Below are 23,298 nucleotides of genomic sequence, written 5' to 3'. Positions count from 1 at the left end.
CGGCTGATCCTTGGCTCATGGGCACCAGTAAATCTCTAAAGTAGGTTGCAAAAACGCGCGTATCGGCATGGCAGCAACGTCGTCACTGGCCAGCGCGGCGCTCAAGGTGGTCAATTTCGAGCTGCCGGAAATCGACAGCACGGTGTAGTGGGCGGTAGCCAGCAACGCGCGACTCATGGTCAGGCGCTGGTGCGGCACGGTCGGCGCCAGCATCGGCCAGCAACGACGGCTGCCATCGGGCTTCAGCGCTTCAGCCAGGTTCGGGCTGTTGGGGAACAGCGATGCGGTGTGGCCGTCGTCGCCCATGCCCAGCACCAGCACGTCAATCGCCGGCAACTCGGCCAACAGGCGATCGGCCTGCTCGGCAGCGTCATCAAGGGTGGCGGCCACGCTGTACAGGCTCAGGAACTTCGCCTTGGCCGCCGGGCCTTGCAGCAAATACTTCTTCAACAGGCCGGCATTGCTGTCGGCATGTTCCACCGGCACCCAGCGCTCGTCGGCCAGGGTGATGGTCACCTTGGACCAGTCCAGGCCTTGCTTGGCGAGGTTCTGGAAGAACGCCACCGGGCTGCGGCCACCGGATACCACCAGGGTCGCTGCGCCACGGGCACTGATGGCCGCGCGCAGTTGTTCGGCCACGTCATTGGCCAAGCCATCGGCCAGCAGCACCGGGTTGCGGTACTCATGGGCCGTCACGCCCTGAGGCAGTTTCAAATCAGATATCGCCATACCAAGACCTCCCGTCCCGCGTGATCAGTGCAATCGAGCTCATCGGCCCCCAGGACCCCGCCGCGTACGGCTTGGGCGCATCACCGGATTTTTTCCACCCGGCGATCAACTGGTCACACCACTTCCACGCGGCTTCGATTTCATCTTTGCGTACAAACAGGTTCTGGTTGCCACGCATGACTTCAAGTAACAACCGCTCGTAGGCATCGGGAATCCGCGCGCTGCGATAGGTGTCGGAAAAATTCAGTTGCAGCGGGCCGCTGCGCAGTTGCATGCCCTTGTCCAGGCCCTGCTCCTTGGTCATCACCCGCAAGGAAATCCCTTCGTCCGGTTGCAGGCGGATGATCAGTTTGTTGCTGATCTGCAAGCGCTGCTCGGGGGCGAAGATGTAGTGGGACGGTTCCTTGAAGTGGATGACGATCTGCGACAGTTTTTGCGGCATGCGCTTGCCGGTACGCAGGTAGAACGGCACCCCGGCCCAACGCCAGTTACGGATATCGGCACGCAGGGCGACGAAGGTCTCGGTGTCGCTCTGGGTGTTGGAGTTCTCTTCTTCCAGGTAACCCGGTACCGGCTTGCCGGCGCTGTAGCCGGCGATGTATTGGCCACGCACCACCTGGGTGGTCAGGCCGTCCGGGCTGATGGGCGCCAGGGCCTTGAGCACCTTGACCTTCTCGTCACGAATACTGTCGGCAGACAGGTCGGCCGGCGGGTCCATGGCGATCAGGCACAGCAGCTGCAGCAGGTGGTTCTGGATCATGTCCCGCAGTTGCCCGGCCTTGTCGAAATAGCCCCAGCGACCTTCGATACCTACCTGCTCGGCCACGGTGATTTCCACGTGGGAGATGTAGTTCTGGTTCCACTGGGTTTCAAACAGGCTGTTGGCAAATCGCAGGGCGATCAGGTTCTGGACGGTTTCTTTGCCCAGGTAGTGGTCGATGCGGTAGGTGCGGTTTTCCGGGAAAAACTGCGCCACGGCGTCGTTGACCTTGCGCGAGGAATCCAGGTCCGAGCCGATGGGTTTTTCCAGGACGACCCGGGTGTTTTCCGCCAGGCCGACCTTGGACAGGTTCTCGCAGATCGCGCCATACACTGCCGCCGGGGTGGCGAAGTAGGCAATCAGGCGTTGTTCGGTGCCGGCGTTCTCTGCCAGGGCGACGTAGTCGTCGGCCTTCAGGAAGTCGACGTGCAGGTACGTCAGGCGGGCCAGGAAGCGCTGGGCGACGGTTTCGTCCAGTTCCTTGCCAACGTAGCTACGCAATTCTTTTTCGATGTGGGCCAGGTGCTGTTGCTCGGAACCGGCCTCACGGGCCAGGGCCAGGATGCGTGTGTCTTCGTGCAGGAGGCCGGCGCCATCGAGTTGATAGAGGGCAGGAAATAACTTGCGCAGCGCCAGATCACCCAAGGCGCCAAACAGGGCAAAGGTGCAGGGTTCTACGGTTATCGAAGGCATGATGTTTGTTCTTTTATCAAGTTAAGCTACAAATACCTTTTTTTAAGGCATCACTCAAGGAAAAATGTAGTAATAACCACAACATTTTCCCGAAAAACGTATTCCGAGTGGTGGTGTTCAACTACCCTCAGTAGGATAGGCCACCGCAAAGGGCCGCTCGTCGATTGGTTGACGACCCTTATTTGCATCGTCGCCCTAAGGAAACATGAATGGACCGCGTGCGAAATCTACTGGAACAGATCCAGAAACGCCTCGATGAATTGAACAAGGCTGAACGTAAAGTCGCCGAGGTCATCCTGCTCAACCCGCAGCAGGCGACCCGCTTCTCTATTGCCGCCCTCGCCCAGGCCGCCTCGGTCAGCGAACCTACAGTGAACCGCTTCTGCCGCTCGTTCGGCGTGAGTGGTTACCCTGAACTTAAATTGCAGCTGGCGCAAAGCCTGGCCAGTGGCGCGGCGTATGTCAGCCGCGCGGTGGAGGCCGATGACAACCCGGAGGCCTACACCCAGAAGATCTTCGGCAGTGCCATCGCGTCCCTCGACAGCGCCTGCCAGGCCCTGGACCCGAACCTGATCAGCAAGGCCGTCGACCTGCTGATCCAGGCCCGGCAGATCCACTTCTTTGGCCTGGGTGCTTCGGCGCCGGTGGCCATGGATGCCCTGCACAAGTTTTTCCGCTTCAACCTGTCGGTCACGGCCCATGCCGATGTGCTGATGCAGCGGATGATCGCCTCGGTGGCCCACACCGGGGAATTGTTCGTGATCATTTCCTACACCGGGCGTACCCGTGAACTGGTGGAAGTGGCGCGTATTGCGCGGGAGAACGGCGCCTCGGTGCTGGGGGTGACCGCCGAGAACTCGCCGCTGGCCAAGGTCAGCACGGTGAGCCTGAACATTCCGTTGCCGGAAGACACCGACATCTACATGCCAATGACCTCGCGGATCATTCAGTTGACAGTGCTGGACGTGCTGGCGACGGGCATGACCTTGCGTCGCGGGGTGGATTTCCAGCCTCATTTGCGCAAGATCAAAGAGAGTTTGAACGACAGCCGGTATCCGGTTGGGGATGAATTCAACTAGGCCCGAATCGACTGTGACTGTGCCGGCCTCTTCGCGAGCAAGCCCGCTCCCACATTAGACCGAGTTCCACTTTTGGAATGCAGTCGAATGTGGGAGCGGGCTTGCTCGCGAAAGCGGCATCAGCAACACCAGAACATCCGGATCAAGCCCCCGCCCTCGCCTGCAAACTCAAATGCGCCCTCTCCCCCGGCGCAAGGCTCGCGGCAGCCATCGCCGACTCCACACACACAAACCCCGAAGCCTCGTTGAAGCTCACCCCCAGCAACGGCCGGGTCCCTGGGTGCCACACCACCGTGTCGGCACTCTCACCGGTATCGATGCACAGCTCGCGCTGCCAGGCGTGGTCCTTGAGGTGCAATTCGCCCTCGTGCTGGAACACTCGCTGACAACCGCCATCCACCCGCAACTCGCCTTCCTGCTGGCACGCCTGGCGATTGAGCTGGTCGTAGCCTTGCGCACCATCCAGCCCAGACAGCGCTACCTCACCCACGTTGCCAATCCGCCAATAGGCATGCAAAGCATGGCTCAGTTGGCACGGCAGCTCATCCTGGTGCTCGGTGGCCAGACGCAGTTCCAAGGTTTCCCCCAGGTGCGCATGCAGATCGACCTGCCAATCACATAACTGCAATTGCCAGTGCAAACGCACGCCGTCGTCGTCGGTGCTGCTGTCCAGCAGCTTCCAGTCGATCAGCCGCGCCCAACCATGGGATGGCCAGGCGTTTTCGCTGGGATGGCGGCCATACCACGGCCAACACACCGGCACGCCGCCACGAATGGCGCCGACCTGCGGCCACTTGGCCGTGCACCACAGCCAAGGCTTCTGGCCCGTGGGCTGAAAGTGCAGCAATTGCGCGCCCTGACGACTGAACACCGCTTGGCAGAGCGGGTGATCAATCACCAACACATCGCGCATCTGGAAGCGTTCCCACGCGAATACCGGCCGCTCGCGCAGGGATTTGAAAAAGCGTTGCAGCGGATGCTCATGCATGTGCCACGGTCCTGAATATCCTTGCAGGAGCTGGCTTGCCTGCGATGGCATCGCCTCGGTGTGCCAGATACACCGCGGGGCTCGCATCGCAGGCAAGCCAGCTCCCACACAAAAAAAAGCGGATAGCCATGGCTACCCGCAAAATGCGCACAGAGAGAAGGAGCTTATCGCAACAACGTTAGAACGTAGACTGAATTTTCAGGCCCGCTACCACCGCGTTGTCGACTTGTTTCACACCACCTGGGTTGGCGATGTACTGCAGGTTAGGACGCACGGTCAGCCAGTTGGTGACGTGGAAGCCGTAGTTGAGTTCGACGTTGTACTCCGTGTTACGCAGCGGTGCGTAACCCGATTGGTCGTAATCCGTGAAACCGCCGGCCGCGTTGAGCAACTCAGCGTTTTTCTTCACGTCACTGTTGGCATGGATACGGGATACACCGATACCCACGTCATCTTTTGTACGTGCGTCGAATGGACCTTTATACACAAGCATCAGCGACTGGTAGTTGTCGACCAGGTTGGTGTCTTTGTCGTGGAAGGTGACGTTGGCCGCAATGTTCAAGCCGCGGGACGCATCGCCATTGTGGGTGGTGAGTTGCTGTTGCAGAACGCCCCAGTAACCGCTTTTGCTGCTGCGAACGCGGAAGGCTGCGCCCGTGGTGCCAGCATCGTTACCGTTGACGTCTTCACGTACGTCGGTAGCGTCGGCGGTGCTCTTGTAGTAACCCACACGGTATTCGCCCGGCAGGCCATTGACCTTCGGCGACCAGACCAATTCAACCGGCAATACGGTGCCCTTGGTGCCGCTGCCGCTGAGTTTGAAGCCGTTGCCGTGCTCCAGTTGCGACGGGTTCTGGTTGTACGCACCGATTTGCGCATACAGCTCAGGCGTGATGTTGTACTTCACGCGGATAGCCGCCTGGCTGACGGGCCAGTTGTACCAGGTGTTTACATAGTTACCGACCTGCGAGCCACAGAACGACAGGTTCTGGAAGTCGCACGGGAAGGTGTTGAAGTCTTCGCCTTCACCGAAGTAACCGAGTTTCACGTCCAGCTTGTTGTCGAACATCTGGTGCTGAATCCAGAACTGGGTCAGACGCACCATGTGGCCTCGGCCGTCGACTTCTTGAGACGAACTCAAGGTGCCGGCACGCGGGTCACCAATACGGTCGTTGGAGATGTTTGCGCCATTACGATTGGTCAACTGGATCTTGGCCTGGGTGTTATCCCAACCCCACAGCTTTTGCAGGTCCAGTGCCACGCCCAGACCGAACTGGTCAGCGTAACGGGCAGTTTTGTCGTTGTTGTAGCCACCGCTGAGGTTGCCACCGACTTCACCGACGTAATCCGCCTTGATGTCGATACCTTGCTCGATCAGCTTGGTACGCTCGCCGCCCCAATCGCCGGTCATCCACTTGGAATCGGCGCTGAACGCGTCGTCCGCCATCGCATTGGCGGACAGTACCAGGGCGGCTGCTGCTGACAGTTGGCAGATCAGCCGGGTGTTGTTGTGGTGCTTTTTCATCCCTACATCCTCGTCTTTATTGTTATTAACTGTTTTTATCTAACGCGGTTTACTTCTTTGTGAGAGCAGGACTCTCACAAAAGCCCCTACACATCATTTGAAACTTCAGCGTCCCTTGAATTGAGCGACGTTGTCCGCACGGTCCTGTGCCGGCAACGAAGCGGCAGTGCCCAGGCGCTCGCCGGTCTTGGCGTCGAACAGCAACACCTTCGCCGGGTCGAACTGCAAGGTCAGGGTCTCGCCCACTTGCGGCGCCACATCGGGCGCCAGGCGGCAGCAGACCTTGGTGTCATTGATTTGCACGAACACCAGGGTGTCCGGACCGGTCGGCTCGGTGACTTGCACCTCGGCGCGAATGGTCGGCGCGCCGGTGGCTTCAGCGGCGGCCAGTACGATCTGCTCCGGGCGCAGGCCCAGGATCACTTCGCGGTCTTCAAGACCAGCATCGTTCATGTTCAACGGCAACTCACAGCGGGCCTGGCCGCTGTCCAGCAACGCCACCAGGCGGCCGTCCTTGCGTTGCAGGCGCAGTGGAATGAAGTTCATCGGCGGCGAACCGATGAAGCTCGCCACGAACAGATTGGCCGGGTCGTTGTAGATCTCTTTCGGCGTGCCGAACTGCTGGATGATGCCGTCCTTCATCACCGCCACTTTGTCGCCCAGGGTCATCGCCTCGATCTGATCGTGGGTGACGTAGACGGTGGTGGTTTTCAGACGCTGGTGCATCAGCTTCATTTCAGTACGCATCTCGACCCGCAGCTTGGCGTCGAGGTTGGACAGTGGTTCGTCGAACAGGTAGATCTTCGGACGACGCGCCAGTGCACGGCCCATGGCCACACGCTGTTGCTGGCCGCCGGAGAGCTGGCCCGGCTTGCGATTGAGCAGGTGCTCGATCTGCAGCAGCTTGGCCACTCGCGCCACTTCTTCGTCGATCGCCGCCTGGGGCATCTTGCGAATCTTCAGGCCGAATTCGATGTTCTCGCGCACGCTCATGGTCGGGTACAGCGCGTAGGACTGGAACACCATGGCGATGTCACGATCCTTGGGGCTCATGCCGCTGACGTCCTGGTCGCCGATCATGATCGCGCCGCCGGTGATGTTTTCCAGGCCGGCGATGCAGTTCATCAGGGTCGACTTACCGCAACCCGAAGGCCCGACCAGGATCAGGAACTCACCCTCCTTGATCGACAGTTCGATGTTCTTCAGGGTGTCCGGCAGGCCGGTACCGTAGGTCTTGTTTACGTTACGAAGTTCAAGCGTTGCCATGATTACCCCTTGACCGCGCCGGCCGTCAGGCCGCGCACGAAATACTTGCCTGCGACCACATAGACCAGCAGGGTCGGCAGCCCGGCGATCATCGCCGCCGCCATATCAACGTTATATTCCTTGACCCCGGTGCTGGTGTTGACCAGGTTGTTCAGCGCCACCGTGATGGGCTGCGAATCACCGCTGGAGAACACCACGCCGAACAGGAAGTCGTTCCAGATCTGCGTGAACTGCCAGATCAGGCACACCATGATGATGGGTGTCGACATCGGCAGGATGATCAGGCGGAAGATCGTGAAGAACCCCGCGCCATCCAGGCGTGCCGCTTTCACCAGTGCATCGGGAATGCTGACGTAGTAGTTACGGAAGAACAGTGTAGTAAAGGCCAGTCCGTAGACGATGTGCACAAACACCAGGCCCGTGGTAGTACTGGCCAGGCCCATCTTGCCGAGCGTGAACGAGGCTGGCAGCAGCACGGTCTGGAAGGGCAGGAAGCAGCCGAACAGCAACAGGCCGAAGAACAACTGCGAACCGCGGAAACGCCACATCGACAGCACGTAGCCGTTCAGCGCACCGATGGCGGTGGAGATCAGTACCGCCGGAACGGTGATCTTGATCGAGTTCCAGAAGTAGCCGTCAACCGTGGCCCAGGCTTTCACCCAGCCAATGCCGGTGATCACGGTGGGCCAGCTCAGCAGGTTGCCGGTGCTGATGTCTTCCGGGGTCTTGAAGCTGGTCAGCAACATGACCACCAACGGCACCAGGTAAAGCAGGACAGCGAGGATCAGCACCGCGTAGATCGCGACGCGGCTCAGGCTGATGGCAGGTTTGCCGGCGAGACTAGTCATTACGCTTGGTCCTTAGCTCGGAGTACAGGTAAGGCACGATGATTGCGAGAATCGCACCGAGCATCAGAATCGCACTGGCCGAGCCCATGCCCATCTGGCCGCGGCTGAAGGTGAAGGAGTACATGAACATCGCCGGCAGGTCGGAGGAGTAACCCGGACCACCCGCCGTCATTGCCGCCACCAGGTCGAAACTCTTGATCGCGATGTGCGCCAAGATCATTACCGCACTGAAGAACACTGGACGCAGGCTTGGCAGCACCACTTTCCAGTAGATGCGCGGCATGCTCGCGCCGTCGATCTGCGCGGCACGGATGATCGATTGATCAACACCCCGCAGGCCGGCGAGGAACATCGCCATGATGAAGCCCGAGGCTTGCCACACAGCGGCGATCACCAGGCAGTACACCACACGGTCCGGGTCGATCAGCCAGTCCAGGCGAAAGCCTTCCCAGCCCCAGTCTCGCAGCAATTTGTCCAGGCCCATGCCCGGGTTGAGCAGCCATTTCCAAGCCGTACCGGTAACGATCATCGAGAGCGCCATCGGGTACAGGTAAATGGTGCGGATAAAACCTTCGCGACGGATTTTCTGGTCGAGGAAAATCGCCAGGGTCACGCCGATCACCAGGGTGATGCCGATGAACATGCCACCGAACACCGCCAGGTTCTTGCTCGCGACCCACCAGCGGTCGTTGTCGAACAAGCGCACGTATTGCGCCAGGCCTACAAACTTATAGGTTGGCAGGAAAGTCGAGTTAGTGAACGACAGCACGAACGTCCACAGGATGTAGCCATAGAAGCCCACCAGAACGATGAACATGCTCGGCGCCAGCACCAGTTTGGGTAGCCAGCGCTGCAGTGCATCGAACGGCGAGGCTTTGCTGAACACAGCAACAGAACTCATGGGAAAATCCAGTACAGGGAAAAGGACTACAGGAACATGCCTTGTGGGGGTTAGGGGTCCCCCCACAAGGCCATTCGGTACTAACCGTTACTTGGCCGACTTGATCGCCGCCGCGAGTTTCTTCGCGGTATCGGCAGGGTCAGCTTTCGGGTCGTTGATGTAGTTGGTCACGACATCAAAGAACGCGCCTTGTACCGCCAGCGTGGTCGCCATGTTATGGGCCATGCTTGGTTGCAGGCCGCCAGTCTTGGCATCCGCCAGGAAGTCCTTGGCCGCAGTCTGGGCGCAGGAGTCGAAGCCGTATTTGCCCATGTCTTGCAACATGTCGATACGAACCGGGATCGAGCCCTTGTTGATGCTGAAGACTTTCTGGAAGTTTTCGCTCAGCACGACCTTGGCGATGTCCTGCTGACCGGCAGCAGTGCCTTTGTCTTTCTGCTTGAAGGCTGCGAGGGAGTCGATGTTGTAGGTGAAGGCCTTGTCGGTGCCCGGGAAGGCTACGCACTCGTAGTCTTTGCCGGCGACTTTCTTGGCGGCGGTCCATTCACTCTTGGCCCAGTCACCCATGATCTGCATGCCGGCCTTGCCGTTGATGACTTTGGCGGCTTCGAGGTTCCAGTCCTGGCCCTTGCCGTCGGCATCCATGTAGGTCGCGACTTTCTTCAGCTCGGTCAGGGACTTGATCATTTCAGGGCCGGTCAGGGCTTTTTCGTCGAGGTCCACCAGGGCTTTCTTGTAACCGTCAGCCCCCATGACCGAGAGCACGACCGCTTCGAATACAGTGCTGTCCTGCCAAGGCTGGCCACCGTGGGCGAGCGGAATGAAGCCCGCGGCCTTGAGCTTGTCGCCCGCTGCGTAGAATTCTTCGAGGGTGGTCGGGTTCTTGGTGATACCGGCTTTCTTGAAGACTTCCGGGTTGATCCACAGCCAGTTGACGCGGTGAATGTTCACCGGCACGGCCACGTAGTTACCTTCGTACTTCACGGTATCGGAGACTTTCTTGTCCAGCAGGCTGTCCCACTTCTCTTCTTTGGCGGGTTCCTTCAGGACGTCGGTGTCGAGCAGCCCGGTGGACGCCCATTCCTGGATGTCGGGGCCTTTGATCTGAGCCATGCCAGGCGGGTTGCCAGCAACGGCGCGGCTTTTCAGGACGGTCATGGCAGTCGAACCACCACCGCCGGCGACGGCACCGTCTTTCCAGGTGAAACCGTCTTTTTCAACTTGGGCCTTCAGGACATCTACTGCCGCTTTCTCGCCACCCGAGGTCCACCAATGCACAACTTCAACCGTCCCTTTCGAGTCGGCGGCAAAAGCACTGAGGGGAAACAACGAGGCAACGGAAATAGCTACGGCGAGGCGACTGATCGCTTTCATCTGAGTACCTTTTTTCTTGTTGTTATGCATGCAAGTCGGTGCTTGCGCTGCAAACGAGTTTAAACAGGGATTTTTCAGGTGCAGGTAACAAAGGGACGCCAAAATGTCACCACTTGGTGACATAACGCCCGGCGGCCACGGCACTGGCCATGCTCGGTGACAAGGGTAGACCCGGCAACAAGACAGACTGCCAAGCGTGGTAGAGGTCCGGCTTGCCCCCCCAGATCTTGCTGCTGGGCTGGTTTTTCGGGCTCAGTTCGTGGTGCCAGCTGCCGAGGGTTCGGTCAATGAAATGGCTTTCACAGAACTCCCAGAAGCGCCGGTACCAGGTTTCGTAATGCAGTTCGCCCGTGCGCTTGAGCAGCGCCTGGGCAGCGGCGCTGGCTTCGCAATGGGTCCAGTGCAGGCGCTCGCGCACCACGGGGCGCTGGCTCCAGTCGAGGGTGTAGACAATGCCCGGGGCGCCGTCGACGGCCCAGGCATATTCGCAGGCGCTGGCGAACAGGCCCTTGGCATCGGTGACCAGCCACTCAGGGGTGGCGAGCCCGGCATCCAGGCGCGCGGCCTCAAGGTGCAACACCAGCCGCGCCCATTCGAAGCCGTGGCCGGGGGTGATGCCGTAGGGGCGAAAACCATCGGCCGGGTTGTCTTCGTTGTAACCGCGCAGGGGTTGCCAGTGGCTGTCGAAATGCTCGATGACCATGTCCCGGTTTTCCGCCGCATGGGTATGAATAATTCGTTCGACGATGCGCAGCGCGCGGTCCAGCCAACGGGTTTCGCCGGTGACATCGGCCAGGGCCAGGAACGCTTCGGTGGCGTGCATGTTGCTGTTGGCGCCGCGATAGGCTTCTACACCACTCCAGTCCTGGGCAAAGGACTCGAGCATCGCGCCCTCCTCTTCACTCCAGAAATACTGGTCGATGATGTGGGTCGCGTCGTTGAGCAAGGTTTGTGCGCCGGGCGCGCCGGCCACTACCGCGGAGCTGGCGGCCAGGGCGACAAAGGCATGCAGATAGGCGGCCTTGCCGGTGTTGCCATCGCTGGCATTGGGCGTGGCGAACCAACCGCCATGCCGGGCATCGCGCAGCGGGCCGCTGAGGGCCGCAACCCCGTGCTCCACCAGGTCGGCATAACCGGGCAGGCCCAGGCCATGGGCCATGGCGAAGCTGTGGGTCATGCGGGCGGTGTTCATGGTTTCGGCGACGGCATCGGGCGGCAAAACACCGTGATCGTCGAGATTGCCGAAGCCTTCAGGCAGTTTGGAAGCCTTGGCGAATGACAGCAGGCGCTGGCCTTCAGTGGCAAGCCAGGCGTGATGGGCAGGAGCGTTCAGCCAACTACTGGCAGGCAGTGGTTGCGTGGTCATGATTAGCCCTTTTTATTATGTGCGGGATAACGGGAGTCTAAACAAGGGCGGGGCGAGGGCAAGTAACGAAGGAGGTAGGAAATGTCACAGGATGGTGACATTGATTGTGCTAGGGCCTGCAGGCGTCATGTGTAATGACGCCTGCAGCGCCTCACATCACTGCTGCCCGAGAGGGGTGATCCGGGCTGGCTGGTTGATCTGCTGCTGCAGGTTCTGCACCTGGCTTTGCAAGGCAGTGACGTTACGCGTGGTCTGGATGCGGAACACGTCGAACTCCTTGGTGGACGGACCGTCGGAAGCCGCCGCGCGGTTGTCCAGTTCGCTCTTGAGGACCACAAGGTCCTGCTCCAGGCGGGCGATGGCGGCCGTGGGGTTGCCCTGTTTTTTCAGGGCTGCGACGTCGGCGGAGAGGTCCTTGAACTCGGCATCCCGGGACTTGAGGGCAGCCACCGCCTCCGTCAGCGCCTGGACCTGCCCTTGCAGTTGCGCGTTGGCACTGGACAGTTGGGTCGTGCTGGCGGTCATTTGCTCCAGGCGCTTGTCCAGGTCAGTGGCCTGGCCGGCCACGCCCAACTGCTGCTTGCCCTGCTCCAGCAACTGGGTCTCCAGTTGCTTGATCTGCAGCTTCAGGGCTTCGCTACCGTTGTTCACGTTGGCTTCGCTGGCCACCACCTTGCCGGAAATATCCTGCAGGCGCCCCGCCGCTTCCTCGCTGATGCGCGCGAAGCTTTCCTGGGTGGCCACCAGTTGCTGGCCCATCAGGGAAATCTGCTGGAAGCTCCACCAGGCAAGGCCGGCAAAGGCAAACAGCAACGCACCGACCAGTGCCCACAACGGCCCGGTGCTGGCGCTCTTGACCTTGACCACAGGCGCTGGCCGGGAGCGCACGGACGTGGCCGGCGTAGGCTCGAAATCATCGTCGTCCGAGGTGTCCGCCCGCAGGCTGGGAACGTTGTCAAAGTCGTCGTTAGCATCGTTACGCATGAATCAACCTTAAATCCTTTGAGGTGGCATATGGATAGCCAAGCGCCGGAGTATAAACCTCCGGCTGCCGCACTGATCGACCGGGGTTCGCCCATTCGGTTCCCGGTGTGTTGCCGGTTATTTAAGCCCTGCGTCCTGAGCCTTCCACCAACTGCAGAACTCATCAAGGGCCGCCCACAGGCTGACCTTGGGCTGGTAGTCGAGATAATGCCGTGCCCGGGTGATGTCGAGGGTGAAATCTTTGTTCATGACCTGCATGCCCAGCCGTGACAACGACGGTTCCGGGCGCCCCGGCCACATGGCACAGAAGGCTTCGTTGAGCGCCGCGACACTGTAGGACAAGCCGTAGGACCGGTAACAGGTGACCTGGGGCATGTCCATTTGACGCATCACATAGTTCACCACATCCCACACCGGCACCGGGGCGCCGTTGCTGATGTTGTAGGCCTTGCCCAACGCTGAACCCGTCGCCAGCAAACCGCTGAGCAACGCTTCATTGAGGTTGTGCACGCTGGTGAAATCCACCTTGTTCAGGCCATCTCCGACAATCGCCAGGCGGTTCTTGCGCTGCATCTTCAACAGGCGCGGGAAGATACTCATGTCGCCGGCACCGGTGACAAAACGCGGGCGCAGGGCCAGCACTTCCAGGCCAAACTCCTGGGCGCCAAACACCTTTTGCTCCGCCAGGTACTTGGTGGCCGCATACGGGTGCTTGAAACGCTTGGGCACTTGTTCTTCGGTCAACCCCAGGTGGTCGCGGCCATCGAAATAGATCGACGGCGACGACAGGTGCACCAGGCGCCCCACCCGCTGCTTGAGGCAGGCCTCCACCACGTTTTCGGTAACCAGCACATTGCCCTGGTGGAAGTCCTGATAGCGCCCCCACAGCCCCACGGCCCCGGCGCAATGCACCACGGCCTCGACGTCGCGGCACAACTCGCGCACCAGGTCCGGATCATTCAAATCACCCTGGATAAACTCGGCGCCGCGCCGTACCAGGTGCTCCACACCTTCGGCCCGCCGCCCGTTGACCCGCACGTCCAGGCCCTGCTCCAGGGCGAAACGCGCAAAACGCCCGCCAATGAAGCCGCTTGCGCCGGTGACCAGAATTTTCATGACTTACTCCGCATTCTTTCGTTTTTCATCGCTGTTGCCTTGACGCTGGCCATCACGCCAACGGCACCAACCATTGCCCCGTTGTGTGTGCCAGATGATCCGTCAGCAGACCCAGCAATTGTCCACCACTGCGCCAATGATGCCAGTACAGAGGCACATCGATCGGCTTATCTGGTAATAACTCCACCAGCACGCCTCTTTCCAGTTGATCGCGCACCTGCAATTCGGGCACCAGGCCCCAGCCCAATCCAGCTTCCGTCAGGCGGATAAAACCTTCGGACGAGGGGCATAAATGGTGTTCGAAACCACCGTCGACACCCAGGGATGCCAGGTAGCGATGCTGCAGAAAATCATCCGGGCCAAACACCAGCGCCGGAGTGCGGGCCAGTTGATCGGCGCGTACGCCATCGGGAAAGTGCCGTGCGACAAACGCCGGGCTGGCCAGCGCCCGATAGCGCATGGCACCGAGCAACAGGCTGCGGGCACCGGCCACCGGGCGTTCGCTGGCGCAGATACACGCCGCCACTTCGCCGGCACGCATGCGTTTGAGGCCGACGGTCTGGTCTTCTACGACCAAATCCAGCAGCAGGTGTTGCTCGGCGCAGAAGTCGCTGACGGCCTCGGCCCACCAGGTGGCGAGGCTGTCGGCATTCAAGGCGATGCGCAGGCGCTCGGGCATGCCCTCTTCATCCAGCGCGGGCACTTGGCTTTGCAGGTCGCGCTCCAACAGCCGCACCTGTTGCACGTGGTTGAGCAAACGGCGGCCGATTTCGGTGGGCGTCGGCGGCGTGGCGCGCACCAGCACCGGCTGGCCGACCCGCGCTTCCAGCAGCTTGATGCGCTGGGAGATCGCCGACTGAGAGATTCCCAGCACCTGGGCGCCCCGCTCAAAGCCGGCCTGTTCCACCACCGCAGCGAGGGCGGAAAGCAATTTATAGTCGAACATCAGTTTTCCTAATGAGCGATCAGCAATATTGGTTTTTCTTATACAGCCTTGGACGGGAGAATAGCCAGCATCGCTTCTTTTTATTCAAGGACCTTCCACATGGCTGGCGAAACCGCCCTGGCAACCCTGCTGCGCAGCATGAGCCCACAGCTTAATGACGGTGACTACGTGTTCTGTACCCTGGCCGACGGCCGCATCCCCGAGGGTTGCGAAGTGATCGGCAGCTTCCGCGAGCAGGAAGGTCTGACGCTGATCGTCGAGCGCCAGCAGGCCGAACGGGCCGGACTGGCTTTCGAATACGTAGCGGCGTGGATCACCCTCAACGTGCATTCGGCCCTGGAAGCCGTCGGCCTGACCGCGGCCTTCGCCACCGCCCTGGGCAAGGCCGGGATCAGTTGCAACGTGATTGCCGGCTACTACCACGATCACTTGTTCGTTGGCCGCGCCGATGCCGAGCGCGCGATGAAGGTGTTAAAGCAATTGGCAGCGGACGCGGAGTAAATCCTATGTGGCAGAGCTATACGAATGGCCTGTTGGTAGCCTTTGGTTTGATCATGGCGATCGGCACCCAGAACGCGTTTGTGCTGGCGCAGAGCCTGCGGCGCGAACATCACCTGCCCGTGGCGGCATTGTGTGTGGTCTGTGACGCAATCCTGGTGGCCGCCGGCGTGTTCGGCCTGGCGACCGTGCTGGCGCATAACCCGATATTGCTGGCAGTTGCCCGTTGGGGCGGCGCGGCGTTCCTGTTGTGGTACGGCACCCTTGCCCTGCGCCGGGCCTGCTCGAAGCAGAGCCTGGGCCAGGGCGAGAACCTCAAGGTACGCTCGCTGAAGGCGGTGATGCTCAGCGCCCTGGCGGTGACGTTGCTCAATCCCCACGTGTATCTGGACACCGTTCTGTTGATCGGCTCCCTCGGCGCCCAGCAGACCGAGCCGGGCGCCTACGTGGCCGGTGCCGCCAGCGCTTCATTCCTGTGGTTCATGACCCTGGCCCTGGGCGCCGCATGGCTGGCACCGTGGCTGGCGCGCCCTGCCACCTGGCGAATTCTGGACCTGCTGGTGGCGGCCATGATGTTCAGCGTGGCCTATCAATTAATCAGCGCCGCGTAGATATTCCAAAACGCTCTGGAACCTCTATCCCACACAGTTGTTGCGTGGTTTTGCCGCACCCCCGGTGCTATGATCCAGCCCCTGCGCCGCAAAGAGTACAAACTCCCCGGCGCTTGTTTGGCCGCCCGTGATCGGCCTTGCGCTCACCGCAACTGACCTGATTAGGAGAATCATCATGGCTTTCGAATTGCCGCCGCTGCCCTACGCACACGATGCCCTGCAGCCGCACATTTCCAAGGAAACCTTGGAATATCACCACGACAAGCACCACAACACCTATGTCGTGAACCTGAACAACCTGGTGCCCGGCACCGAGTTCGAAGGCAAGACCCTGGAAGAAATCGTCAAGTCTTCTTCGGGCGGCATCTTCAACAACGCCGCTCAGGTCTGGAACCACACGTTCTACTGGAACTGCCTGGCGCCAAACGCCGGCGGCCAACCTACCGGCGCGCTGGCTGAAGCCATCAACGCTGCGTTCGGTTCGTTCGACAAGTTCAAGGAAGAGTTCACCAAGACTTCCGTCGGTACCTTCGGTTCCGGTTGGGGCTGGCTGGTGAAAAAGGCTGACGGTTCCCTGGCCCTGGCCAGCACCATCGGCGCCGGCAACCCGCTGACCAGCGGCGACACCCCGCTGCTGACCTGCGATGTCTGGGAACACGCTTACTACATCGACTACCGCAACGTGCGTCCAAAGTATGTGGAAGCGTTCTGGAACCTGGTCAACTGGAAGTTCGTGGCTGAGCAGTTCGAAGGCAAAACCTTCACCGCTTAAGCAACGCTTGCAGTAGAAAAAGCCCGGCAATTGCCGGGCTTTTTTGTGGCTGATGCAAAAGCGTAATGCAGGCCCCGTGGAACCCAAGGAGATGAACTGGCCACCCACCAAGTGAGAGAAATAACTCTCTCATTTCTAGTAGGAGAGTGCGCAATGGATCCGTTAACGATGGGAATGTCTGCCGTGTCATCACTCATGCCGCTGGCAGAAAAAGGCATGGATTTGCTGGGGAAGCTCCTGGATTCACAAAATCAGGGTGCCGATAACGGGCAGGGAAAAATCGGCGAAGATGTCCACCAGCAATCATCCGCGCAGATTACTTTCAGCTGATAAAACTCTCGACAATCTCTCGCGAGCTCTCAAAAAGGCATTTGCCTTCGCTCCCCCGCGCGGTACAAGAGGACGGCGGACAGGATCCGCCTTCCTCCTTCCCGGCCTTCACTTGTTAGTATTCACGTTCTTCGGGCCCAATGTTCCTTTGACTGCCTTCACGGGATTGCCAATACTCATGGCATATTGAGGCTACCCGCATGGAACAAGGAATACCCCTTTGAAGCTGGAACTCAAAAACAGCTTGTCGGTGAAGTTGCTACGGGTGGTGCTGCTTTCGGCATTGGCAGTGGGCGTGGTGCTGAGCGCGGCGCAGATCGTCTTTGATGCCTATAAGACGCGCCAGGCCGTGGCCGGTGATGCCCAGCGCATCCTCGACATGTTTCGCGACCCGTCGACCCAGGCCGTCTACAGCCTGGACCGGGAGATGGGGATGCAGGTCATCGAAGGTCTGTTCCAGGACGATGCCGTGCGCATGGCCTCCATCGGCCACCCCAACGAAACCATGCTCGCGGAAAAAACCCGCGACCTGCAACAATCCCCAACCCGCTGGCTGACCGACCTGATTCTGGGCCAGGAGCGCACGTTCACCACGCCACTGGTGGGGCGCGGGCCTTATAGCGAGTACTACGGCGACCTGAGCATCACCCTCGACACCGCCACCTATGGCAAAGGGTTTCTCGTCAGTTCGGTGATCATTTTCATCTCCGGGGTGCTGCGGGCCCTGGCCATGGGCCTGGTGTTGTACCTGGTCTATCACTGGCTGCTGACCAAGCCGCTGTCCCGCGTCATCGAGCACCTGAGTTCGATCAACCCCGATCGCCCCAGCGAGCACAAGATTCCGCAGCTCAAGGGCCACGAGAAAAACGAGCTGGGGATCTGGATCAGCACCGCCAACCAGTTGCTCGAATCCATCGAGCGCAACACCCACTTGCGCCACGAGGCGGAGAACAGCCTGCTGCGCATGGCCCAGTACGACTTTCTCACCGGCCTGCCGAACCGCCAGAAGTTGCAGGAGCAACTGGACAAGATCCTGACCGACGCCGGCCGCCGGCAGCGCCGTGTCGCAGTGCTGTGTGTGGGGCTGGATGACTTCAAAAGCGTCAACGAGCAGTTCACCTACCAGGCCGGCGACCAATTGCTGCTGGCCCTGGCCGACCGCCTGCGCGCCCACAGCGGCCGCCTCGGCGCCCTCGCCCGCCTGGGTGGCGACCAGTTCGCCCTGGTGCAGGCCGATATCGAGCAACCCTACGAAGCCGCCGAGCTGGCGCAAAGCATCCTCGATGACCTGGAGGCCGAATTCGCCCTCGACCACGAACAGATCCGCCTGCGTGCCACCATCGGCATCACCCTGTTCCCGGAAGACGGCGACAGCACCGAGAAGCTGCTGCAAAAAGCCGAACAGACCATGACCCTGGCCAAGAGCCGTTCGCGCAACCGCTACCAGTTCTATATCGCCAGCGTCGACAGCGAAATGCGCCGCCGCCGCGAGCTGGAAAAGGATTTGCGCGACGCCTTGAGCCGCGAGCAGTTCCACCTGGTGTACCAGCCGCAGATCAGCTATCTCGACCACCGCGTGGTGGGTGTCGAAGCCTTGATTCGCTGGCAGCACCCGGAACATGGCCTGGTGCCGCCTGACCTGTTTATCCCCCTGGCCGAACAGAACGGCACCATCATTGCCATCGGCGAATGGGTGCTGGACCAGGCCTGCCGGCAACTTCGGGAATGGCATGACATAGGCTTCACCGAGCTGCGCATGGCGGTCAACCTGTCCACCGTACAGTTGCACCACGCCGAGCTGCCACGGGTGGTCAACAACCTGCTGCAAATCTACCGCCTGCCGCCCCGTAGCCTGGAGCTGGAAGTTACCGAGACCGGCCTGATGGAAGACATCAGCACCGCCGCCCAGCACCTGCTGAGCCTGCGCCGCTCCGGGGCGTTGATTGCAATTGATGACTTCGGCACCGGCTATTCGTCCCTGAGCTATCTGAAAAGCCTGCCGCTGGACAAGATCAAGATCGACAAGAGCTTCGTCCAGGACCTGCTGGATGACGACGACGACGCGACCATCGTGCGGGCGATCATCCAGCTCGGCAAAAGCCTCGGCATGCAGGTGATCGCCGAAGGTGTGGAGACCGCCGAACAGGAGGCCTACATCATCTCCGAGGGTTGCCACGAAGGTCAGGGCTACCACTACAGCAAACCCCTGCCGGCACGGGAGTTGGCGGCCTACTTGAAACAGGCCCAACGCAATAACGCCGCCATTCTCTGAAGCAATGCTGGCCAGCGGTGCCGCACGCGCCGATGGCCAGCAAATCGATACTAAATATTTCCTAGTTATAACCCTTTACACAAAATGCAAATCTTTCGCATTATGTCGCAGTTTTGCGCGCCCCCCGCGTGCCCCATCATCAACCGAAGCAGGATGTTCGCCATGATTCGTATGCCCCTGGCCACCGCCAGCCTTCTCGCCATTGCCATTTCTCTTGCCGGTTGCGGTGAAGGCAAAGACAAGGCCGCCGCGCCTCAAGCCCCGGCCGCCGCCAGCACTCCAGCCCCTGCGGCTGCCCCGGCAGGCCAGGTCGACGAGGCCGCTGCCAAGGCCGTGGTCGCGCATTACGCTGACATGGTCTTCGCCGTATACAGCGATGCCGAGTCCACTGCGAAGACCCTGCAAACCGCGATCGACACCTTCCTCGCCAACCCGAACGACGACACCCTGAAAGCGGCCCGTACCGCCTGGATCGCCGCGCGCGTGCCGTACCTGCAGAGTGAAGTGTTCCGCTTCGGCAACACCATCATTGACGACTGGGAAGGCCAAGTGAACGCCTGGCCCCTGGACGAAGGTCTGATCGACTACGTCGACAAAACCTACGAACACGCCCTGGGCAACCCTGGCGCAACCGCCAACATCATTGCCAACAACGAAATCCAGGTCGGCGAAGACAAGGTCGATGTGAAAGACATCACCCCGGAAAAACTCGCCAGCCTGAACGAGCTGGGCGGTTCCGAGGCCAACGTGGCCACCGGTTACCACGCGATTGAATTCCTGCTCTGGGGCCAGGACCTGAACGGCACCGGCCCGGGCGCCGGCAATCGTCCAGCGTCAGACTACATGACCGGTGATGGCGCTACTGGCGGCCACAACGAGCGCCGCCGCACCTACCTGCGCGCCGTGACTCAACTGTTGGTCAGCGACCTGGAAGAAATGGTCGGCAACTGGAAACCCAACGTCGAAGACAACTACCGCGCCACCCTGGAAGCCGAAGCGCCGACCGATGGCTTGCGCAAAATGCTGTTCGGTATGGGTAGCCTGTCCCTGGGCGAACTGGCCGGTGAGCGCATGAAGGTTTCCCTGGAAGCCAACTCGCCGGAAGACGAACAGGATTGCTTCAGCGACAACACCCACAACTCGCACTTCTATGACGCCAAAGGCATTCGTAACGTTTACCTGGGCGAGTACACCCGCACCGACGGTACCAAAATGACCGGTCCAAGCCTGTCGTCCCTGGTGGCCAAGGCTGATCCAACCGCCGATGCGACACTGAAAGCCGACCTGGCGTCGACCGAAGCGAAGATCCAGGTGATGGTGGATCACGCCAACAACGGCGAACACTACGACCAGTTGATCGCGGCCGGTAACGATAAAGGCAACCAGATCGTGCGTGATGCCATCGCCGCGCTGGTCAAGCAGACCGGTTCGATCGAACAGGCCGCTGGCAAGCTGGGCATCAGTGACTTGAACCCGGATAACGCTGATCACGAATTCTGATCCGTGCCGCGTTGAATGAGGCGACCTTCGGGTCGCCTTTTTTGTGCCTGCCCTTCAAGGTCCATTAACCACCGCAACCCCCCTGTGGGAGCGGGCTTGCTCGCGAAAGCGGTGGGTCAGCCAATGCATCCGTTGACTGGCACACCGCTTTCGCGAGCAAGCCCGCTCCCACATTTGCCCGGCGTCGCCTTCCAGCCCCCGGTTTACTTGCCCTGCACCGCAGGTAGAATGGCGCCTTTCCTGTCACACCGAGCGGACCTCATGGCGTTGCCGACCTTACGGATAATCGGTTTCATAATCGGCATCTTCCTGATCACCCTGGCGATCGCCATGGTCATCCCCATGGCGACCCTGGTCTTCTTCGAACGCACCAGCGACCTGCCATCGTTCCTCTGGGCCAGCCTGATTACCTTCATCGCCGGCCTGGCGCTGGTGATCCCCGGCCGCCCGGAGCACGTGCACCTGCGCCCCCGGGACATGTACCTGCTGACCGTCTCCAGCTGGCTGGTGGTGTGCATCTTCGCCGCACTGCCGTTCCTGCTGACACAGCACATCAGCTACACCGACTCGTTCTTCGAAAGCATGTCCGGCATCACCGCCACCGGTTCCACGGTGCTCAGCGGCCTGGACACCATGTCCCCGGGCATCCTCATCTGGCGCTCGCTGTTGCACTGGCTCGGCGGCATCGGCTTTATCGGCATGGCGGTGGCGATCCTGCCGCTGCTGCGCATCGGTGGCATGCGTCTGTTCCAGACCGAATCTTCCGACCGCTCGGAAAAGGTCATGCCCCGCTCGCACATGGTGGCGCGCCTGATCGTTGCCGCGTACGTGGGCATCACCATCCTCGGCAGCCTGGCGTTCTGGTGGGCAGGCATGGGCCTGTTCGACGCGATCAACCATGCGATGTCGGCGATTTCCACCGGTGGGTTCTCCACCTCCGATGAATCCCTGGCCCACTGGAAACAGCCGGCGGTGCACTGGGTGGCGGTGGTGGTGATGATTCTCGGCAGTCTGCCGTTCACCCTGTATGTGGCCACGATGCGCGGCAACCGCCGGGCGCTGATCAAGGACCAGCAGGTGCAGGGCATGCTCGGTTTGCTGGTGGTGACTTGGCTGGTGCTCGGCACCTGGTATTGGTGGACCACCGACCTGCATTGGCTGGATGCGCTGCGCCACGTGGCGGTGAACGTCACTTCGGTAGTGACCACCACCGGTTTTGCCCTGGGGGACTACAGCATCTGGGGCAATTTCTCGCTGATGCTGTTCTTCTACCTGGGCTTTGTGGGCGGTTGCTCCGGTTCCACCGCCGGCGGGATCAAGATCTTCCGGTTCCAGGTGGCCTACATCCTGCTCAAGGCCAACTTGAACCAGCTGATTCACCCAAGGGCAGTGATCAAGCAGAAGTACAACGGCCATCGCCTCGATGAAGAAATCGTGCGTTCGATCCTGACCTTTTCGTTTTTCTTCGCCATCACCATCTGCGCCATCGCCCTGGCCCTGTCACTTCTGGGCCTGGACTGGATGACCGCGCTGACCGGCGCCGCCAGCACCGTGTCCGGCGTGGGCCCGGGCCTGGGGGAAACCATCGGCCCGGCCGGCAACTTCTCCACCCTGCCGGATGCCGCCAAGTGGATCCTGTCGTTCGGCATGCTGCTGGGCCGGCTGGAGATCATTACGGTGTTTGTGCTGTGCATTCCGGCGTTTTGGCGTCACTGACAGGCAACTCGTGCAACCGCGCCCGGTACTCGCCGGGCGTGGCATCGAACCAGCGGCGGAACGCGCGGAAGAAGTTGCTCGGGTCGGCAAACCCCAGCAGGTAGGCAATTTCCAGCAGGGTCATGCTCGGCTGCGCCAGGTATTGCTCGGCCAGTTCGCGGCGGGTGTCATCGAGCAAGGTCTGGAAACTGGTGCCCTCCTCCTGCAAACGACGCTGCAAGGTGCGCTGGGACAGGTGCAACGTTTGCGCGACCACCTCGCGCTTGGGCTCGCCTTGAGGCAGCAATCGACACAGTACCTGCCGCGCCTTGTGGGTCACCCGGCTCTCGGAAAACCGCGCCAGGTATTCCCCGGCAAAACGATCGTGCAGCAACGCCATCGCCTCGTTCGCCGTAGGCAACGGCGCCTCCATATCCGCCCGCTCGAAGATCAGCGCGTCATAGGGCGCGTTGAACACCAACGGTGCATGGAACGCTTGTTTGTAGGGTGCCAGGTCCGCCGGTTGATCGCCCTGCACGAGCACCTTGCGCGGTTGCAGAGTGCGCCCGGTCAGCCAGCCGCATAACGCCAGGGCACTGGCCAGGGACGCTTCGGCGCTTTGTCGGGTGGGCGGCAGGTGGTCGCCGTGCACGGTAAGAATCAACGCATAACCTTCGGGTAACAGTCGGAAACTCAAGTCGGCACTTTCAGCGATGATTCGCTGATAACGCACCAGGCGCATGAAACCTTCGGCCAGGGTGTTACTGGACATCAACGCGTAGCCAGCCACATGAAACGACGCAGGGCGCACCACCTTGCCCATGTTCAAGCCGATCGCCGGGTTGCCCGACAGCTCGACCGCACGCTGCCAGAGCCGGGTCATGGAGTCCTGGGGGAAACGTGCATCCGGGTCATTCAGCGCGGCGTAATCCAGGCCAAGCTGCTTGAACAAGGCACGGCAATCCAGGCCGTCCATCTCCAGCGCCTTGACTATCCCCATCGCCCAGCTTGCAGAAGTCGTTCGTTCGCTCATGGCGTTTTCTTA

The 23,298-nt window shown here is 60.7% G+C and carries 21 protein-coding genes; 8 read left to right on the top strand and 13 right to left on the bottom strand.

Annotated features, from left to right (window positions below):
- Positions 1-15: 15 nt before the first annotated feature.
- Together pgl and zwf are read right to left on the bottom strand one after the other, a co-directional pair.
- On the bottom strand, positions 16-729 hold the full coding sequence (gene pgl / locus BLU46_RS23630; protein ID WP_093206863.1) for a 6-phosphogluconolactonase: 714 nt from the start codon (positions 727-729) through the stop codon (positions 16-18).
- Entirely contained in the window at positions 716-2,182 is a 1,467-nt protein-coding gene (gene zwf, locus BLU46_RS23625) for a glucose-6-phosphate dehydrogenase (protein ID WP_063027707.1), read from the bottom strand. The genes pgl and zwf overlap by 14 nt, the downstream gene beginning before the upstream one ends.
- Before the next feature lie 218 nt (positions 2,183-2,400).
- Here zwf and BLU46_RS23620 point away from each other — a divergent pair, with 218 nt between their 5' ends.
- Positions 2,401-3,261, top strand: coding sequence for a MurR/RpiR family transcriptional regulator (locus BLU46_RS23620; RefSeq protein WP_172834605.1), 861 nt, complete (start codon positions 2,401-2,403; stop codon positions 3,259-3,261).
- Between the two features lie 142 nt (positions 3,262-3,403).
- Here BLU46_RS23620 and BLU46_RS23615 read toward each other — a convergent pair whose 3' ends face one another.
- The 10 genes from BLU46_RS23615 to BLU46_RS23570 all read right to left on the bottom strand — a co-directional run bounded on the left by BLU46_RS23615 (position 3,404) and on the right by BLU46_RS23570 (position 14,575).
- Positions 3,404-4,249 carry a D-hexose-6-phosphate mutarotase gene (locus tag BLU46_RS23615; protein WP_093206860.1) on the bottom strand — a complete coding sequence of 282 codons (846 nt, stop codon included), beginning with the start codon at positions 4,247-4,249 and terminating at the stop codon, positions 3,404-3,406.
- Between the two features lie 178 nt (positions 4,250-4,427).
- Positions 4,428-5,774, bottom strand: a complete 1,347-nt coding sequence (locus BLU46_RS23610; protein WP_063027703.1) for a carbohydrate porin — start codon at positions 5,772-5,774, stop codon at positions 4,428-4,430.
- A 105-nt stretch (positions 5,775-5,879) separates the two neighbouring features.
- Complete coding sequence (locus tag BLU46_RS23605) at positions 5,880-7,040, bottom strand: ABC transporter ATP-binding protein (protein ID WP_017475738.1); 1,161 nt, start codon at positions 7,038-7,040, stop codon at positions 5,880-5,882.
- A gap of 2 nt (positions 7,041-7,042) precedes the next feature.
- Positions 7,043-7,888 (bottom strand): carbohydrate ABC transporter permease, encoded by an 846-nt coding sequence (locus BLU46_RS23600; RefSeq protein ID WP_003213012.1) that lies wholly within the window; start codon positions 7,886-7,888, stop codon positions 7,043-7,045.
- Positions 7,881-8,789: a carbohydrate ABC transporter permease gene (locus tag BLU46_RS23595; protein ID WP_003213011.1), complete on the bottom strand. Its 909-nt coding sequence runs from the start codon at positions 8,787-8,789 to the stop codon at positions 7,881-7,883. The genes BLU46_RS23600 and BLU46_RS23595 overlap by 8 nt, the downstream gene beginning before the upstream one ends.
- Before the next feature lie 87 nt (positions 8,790-8,876).
- Positions 8,877-10,163 (bottom strand): ABC transporter substrate-binding protein, encoded by a 1,287-nt coding sequence (locus tag BLU46_RS23590; protein ID WP_003213009.1) that lies wholly within the window; start codon positions 10,161-10,163, stop codon positions 8,877-8,879.
- A 106-nt stretch (positions 10,164-10,269) separates the two neighbouring features.
- Positions 10,270-11,529 (bottom strand): D-mannose isomerase, encoded by a 1,260-nt coding sequence (locus tag BLU46_RS23585; protein WP_093206857.1) that lies wholly within the window; start codon positions 11,527-11,529, stop codon positions 10,270-10,272.
- Between the two features lie 156 nt (positions 11,530-11,685).
- Positions 11,686-12,513 (bottom strand): hypothetical protein, encoded by an 828-nt coding sequence (locus tag BLU46_RS23580; protein WP_063027699.1) that lies wholly within the window; start codon positions 12,511-12,513, stop codon positions 11,686-11,688.
- Positions 12,514-12,630: 117 nt separating this feature from the next.
- Positions 12,631-13,629, bottom strand: a complete 999-nt coding sequence (locus tag BLU46_RS23575) for an NAD-dependent epimerase/dehydratase family protein (protein ID WP_093206854.1) — start codon at positions 13,627-13,629, stop codon at positions 12,631-12,633.
- Between the two features lie 52 nt (positions 13,630-13,681).
- Positions 13,682-14,575 (bottom strand): LysR family transcriptional regulator ArgP, encoded by an 894-nt coding sequence (locus BLU46_RS23570; protein WP_063027695.1) that lies wholly within the window; start codon positions 14,573-14,575, stop codon positions 13,682-13,684.
- Positions 14,576-14,674: 99 nt separating this feature from the next.
- On the opposite strand from BLU46_RS23570, the gene BLU46_RS23565 reads away from it, so the two are divergent.
- The 7 genes from BLU46_RS23565 (at position 14,675) to BLU46_RS23540 (ending at position 22,274) form a co-directional block, all read left to right on the top strand.
- Positions 14,675-15,076, top strand: coding sequence for an ACT domain-containing protein (locus BLU46_RS23565; RefSeq protein WP_093206850.1), 402 nt, complete (start codon positions 14,675-14,677; stop codon positions 15,074-15,076).
- A 5-nt stretch (positions 15,077-15,081) separates the two neighbouring features.
- Positions 15,082-15,684, top strand: a complete 603-nt coding sequence (locus tag BLU46_RS23560; protein WP_076015866.1) for a LysE/ArgO family amino acid transporter — start codon at positions 15,082-15,084, stop codon at positions 15,682-15,684.
- 175 nt (positions 15,685-15,859) lie between these two features.
- Complete coding sequence (locus tag BLU46_RS23555; protein WP_003212997.1) at positions 15,860-16,456, top strand: superoxide dismutase; 597 nt, start codon at positions 15,860-15,862, stop codon at positions 16,454-16,456.
- Between the two features lie 153 nt (positions 16,457-16,609).
- Entirely contained in the window at positions 16,610-16,786 is a 177-nt protein-coding gene (locus tag BLU46_RS33085) for a hypothetical protein (RefSeq protein ID WP_167410150.1), read from the top strand.
- A gap of 220 nt (positions 16,787-17,006) precedes the next feature.
- On the top strand, positions 17,007-19,058 hold the full coding sequence (locus BLU46_RS23550; RefSeq protein WP_063027689.1) for a putative bifunctional diguanylate cyclase/phosphodiesterase: 2,052 nt from the start codon (positions 17,007-17,009) through the stop codon (positions 19,056-19,058).
- A 162-nt stretch (positions 19,059-19,220) separates the two neighbouring features.
- A complete protein-coding gene (locus BLU46_RS23545) occupies positions 19,221-20,558 on the top strand; it encodes an imelysin family protein (protein WP_063027687.1) in 1,338 nt (445 codons plus the stop codon).
- Positions 20,559-20,819: 261 nt separating this feature from the next.
- Positions 20,820-22,274: a TrkH family potassium uptake protein gene (locus tag BLU46_RS23540; protein ID WP_093206847.1), complete on the top strand. Its 1,455-nt coding sequence runs from the start codon at positions 20,820-20,822 to the stop codon at positions 22,272-22,274.
- On the opposite strand, the gene BLU46_RS23535 is transcribed toward BLU46_RS23540, so the two are convergent.
- On the bottom strand, positions 22,231-23,286 hold the full coding sequence (locus BLU46_RS23535; protein WP_003212986.1) for an AraC family transcriptional regulator: 1,056 nt from the start codon (positions 23,284-23,286) through the stop codon (positions 22,231-22,233). The two genes, BLU46_RS23540 and BLU46_RS23535, sit on opposite strands and share 44 nt — an antisense overlap.
- Positions 23,287-23,298: the final 12 nt, after the last annotated feature.

Source organism: Pseudomonas yamanorum (genome assembly GCF_900105735.1).
In the GTDB taxonomy this organism is placed as follows: Bacteria; Pseudomonadota; Gammaproteobacteria; order Pseudomonadales; family Pseudomonadaceae; genus Aquipseudomonas; species Aquipseudomonas yamanorum.
This window is presented reverse-complemented; position numbering and strand designations above follow the sequence as displayed.

Bases quoted from the DNA above. Each gene is read 5' to 3' on its own strand.
- zwf (WP_063027707.1), bottom strand. From the start codon at position 2,182: ATGCCTTCGATAACCGTAGAACCCTGCACCTTTGCCCTGTTTGGCGCC.
- BLU46_RS23610 (WP_063027703.1), bottom strand. From the start codon at position 5,774: ATGAAAAAGCACCACAACAACACCCGGCTGATCTGCCAACTGTCAGCA.
- BLU46_RS23615 (WP_093206860.1), bottom strand. From the start codon at position 4,249: ATGCATGAGCATCCGCTGCAACGCTTTTTCAAATCCCTGCGCGAGCGG.
- BLU46_RS23570 (WP_063027695.1), bottom strand. From the start codon at position 14,575: ATGTTCGACTATAAATTGCTTTCCGCCCTCGCTGCGGTGGTGGAACAG.
- BLU46_RS23600 (WP_003213012.1), bottom strand. From the start codon at position 7,888: ATGACTAGTCTCGCCGGCAAACCTGCCATCAGCCTGAGCCGCGTCGCG.
- BLU46_RS23575 (WP_093206854.1), bottom strand. From the start codon at position 13,629: ATGAAAATTCTGGTCACCGGCGCAAGCGGCTTCATTGGCGGGCGTTTT.
- BLU46_RS23585 (WP_093206857.1), bottom strand. From the start codon at position 11,529: ATGACCACGCAACCACTGCCTGCCAGTAGTTGGCTGAACGCTCCTGCC.
- BLU46_RS23580 (WP_063027699.1), bottom strand. From the start codon at position 12,513: ATGCGTAACGATGCTAACGACGACTTTGACAACGTTCCCAGCCTGCGG.
- BLU46_RS33085 (WP_167410150.1), top strand. From the start codon at position 16,610: ATGGATCCGTTAACGATGGGAATGTCTGCCGTGTCATCACTCATGCCG.
- BLU46_RS23560 (WP_076015866.1), top strand. From the start codon at position 15,082: ATGTGGCAGAGCTATACGAATGGCCTGTTGGTAGCCTTTGGTTTGATC.
- BLU46_RS23595 (WP_003213011.1), bottom strand. From the start codon at position 8,789: ATGAGTTCTGTTGCTGTGTTCAGCAAAGCCTCGCCGTTCGATGCACTG.
- BLU46_RS23545 (WP_063027687.1), top strand. From the start codon at position 19,221: ATGATTCGTATGCCCCTGGCCACCGCCAGCCTTCTCGCCATTGCCATT.
- BLU46_RS23555 (WP_003212997.1), top strand. From the start codon at position 15,860: ATGGCTTTCGAATTGCCGCCGCTGCCCTACGCACACGATGCCCTGCAG.
- BLU46_RS23535 (WP_003212986.1), bottom strand. From the start codon at position 23,286: ATGAGCGAACGAACGACTTCTGCAAGCTGGGCGATGGGGATAGTCAAG.
- BLU46_RS23540 (WP_093206847.1), top strand. From the start codon at position 20,820: ATGGCGTTGCCGACCTTACGGATAATCGGTTTCATAATCGGCATCTTC.
- BLU46_RS23590 (WP_003213009.1), bottom strand. From the start codon at position 10,163: ATGAAAGCGATCAGTCGCCTCGCCGTAGCTATTTCCGTTGCCTCGTTG.
- BLU46_RS23565 (WP_093206850.1), top strand. From the start codon at position 14,675: ATGGCTGGCGAAACCGCCCTGGCAACCCTGCTGCGCAGCATGAGCCCA.
- pgl (WP_093206863.1), bottom strand. From the start codon at position 729: ATGGCGATATCTGATTTGAAACTGCCTCAGGGCGTGACGGCCCATGAG.
- BLU46_RS23605 (WP_017475738.1), bottom strand. From the start codon at position 7,040: ATGGCAACGCTTGAACTTCGTAACGTAAACAAGACCTACGGTACCGGC.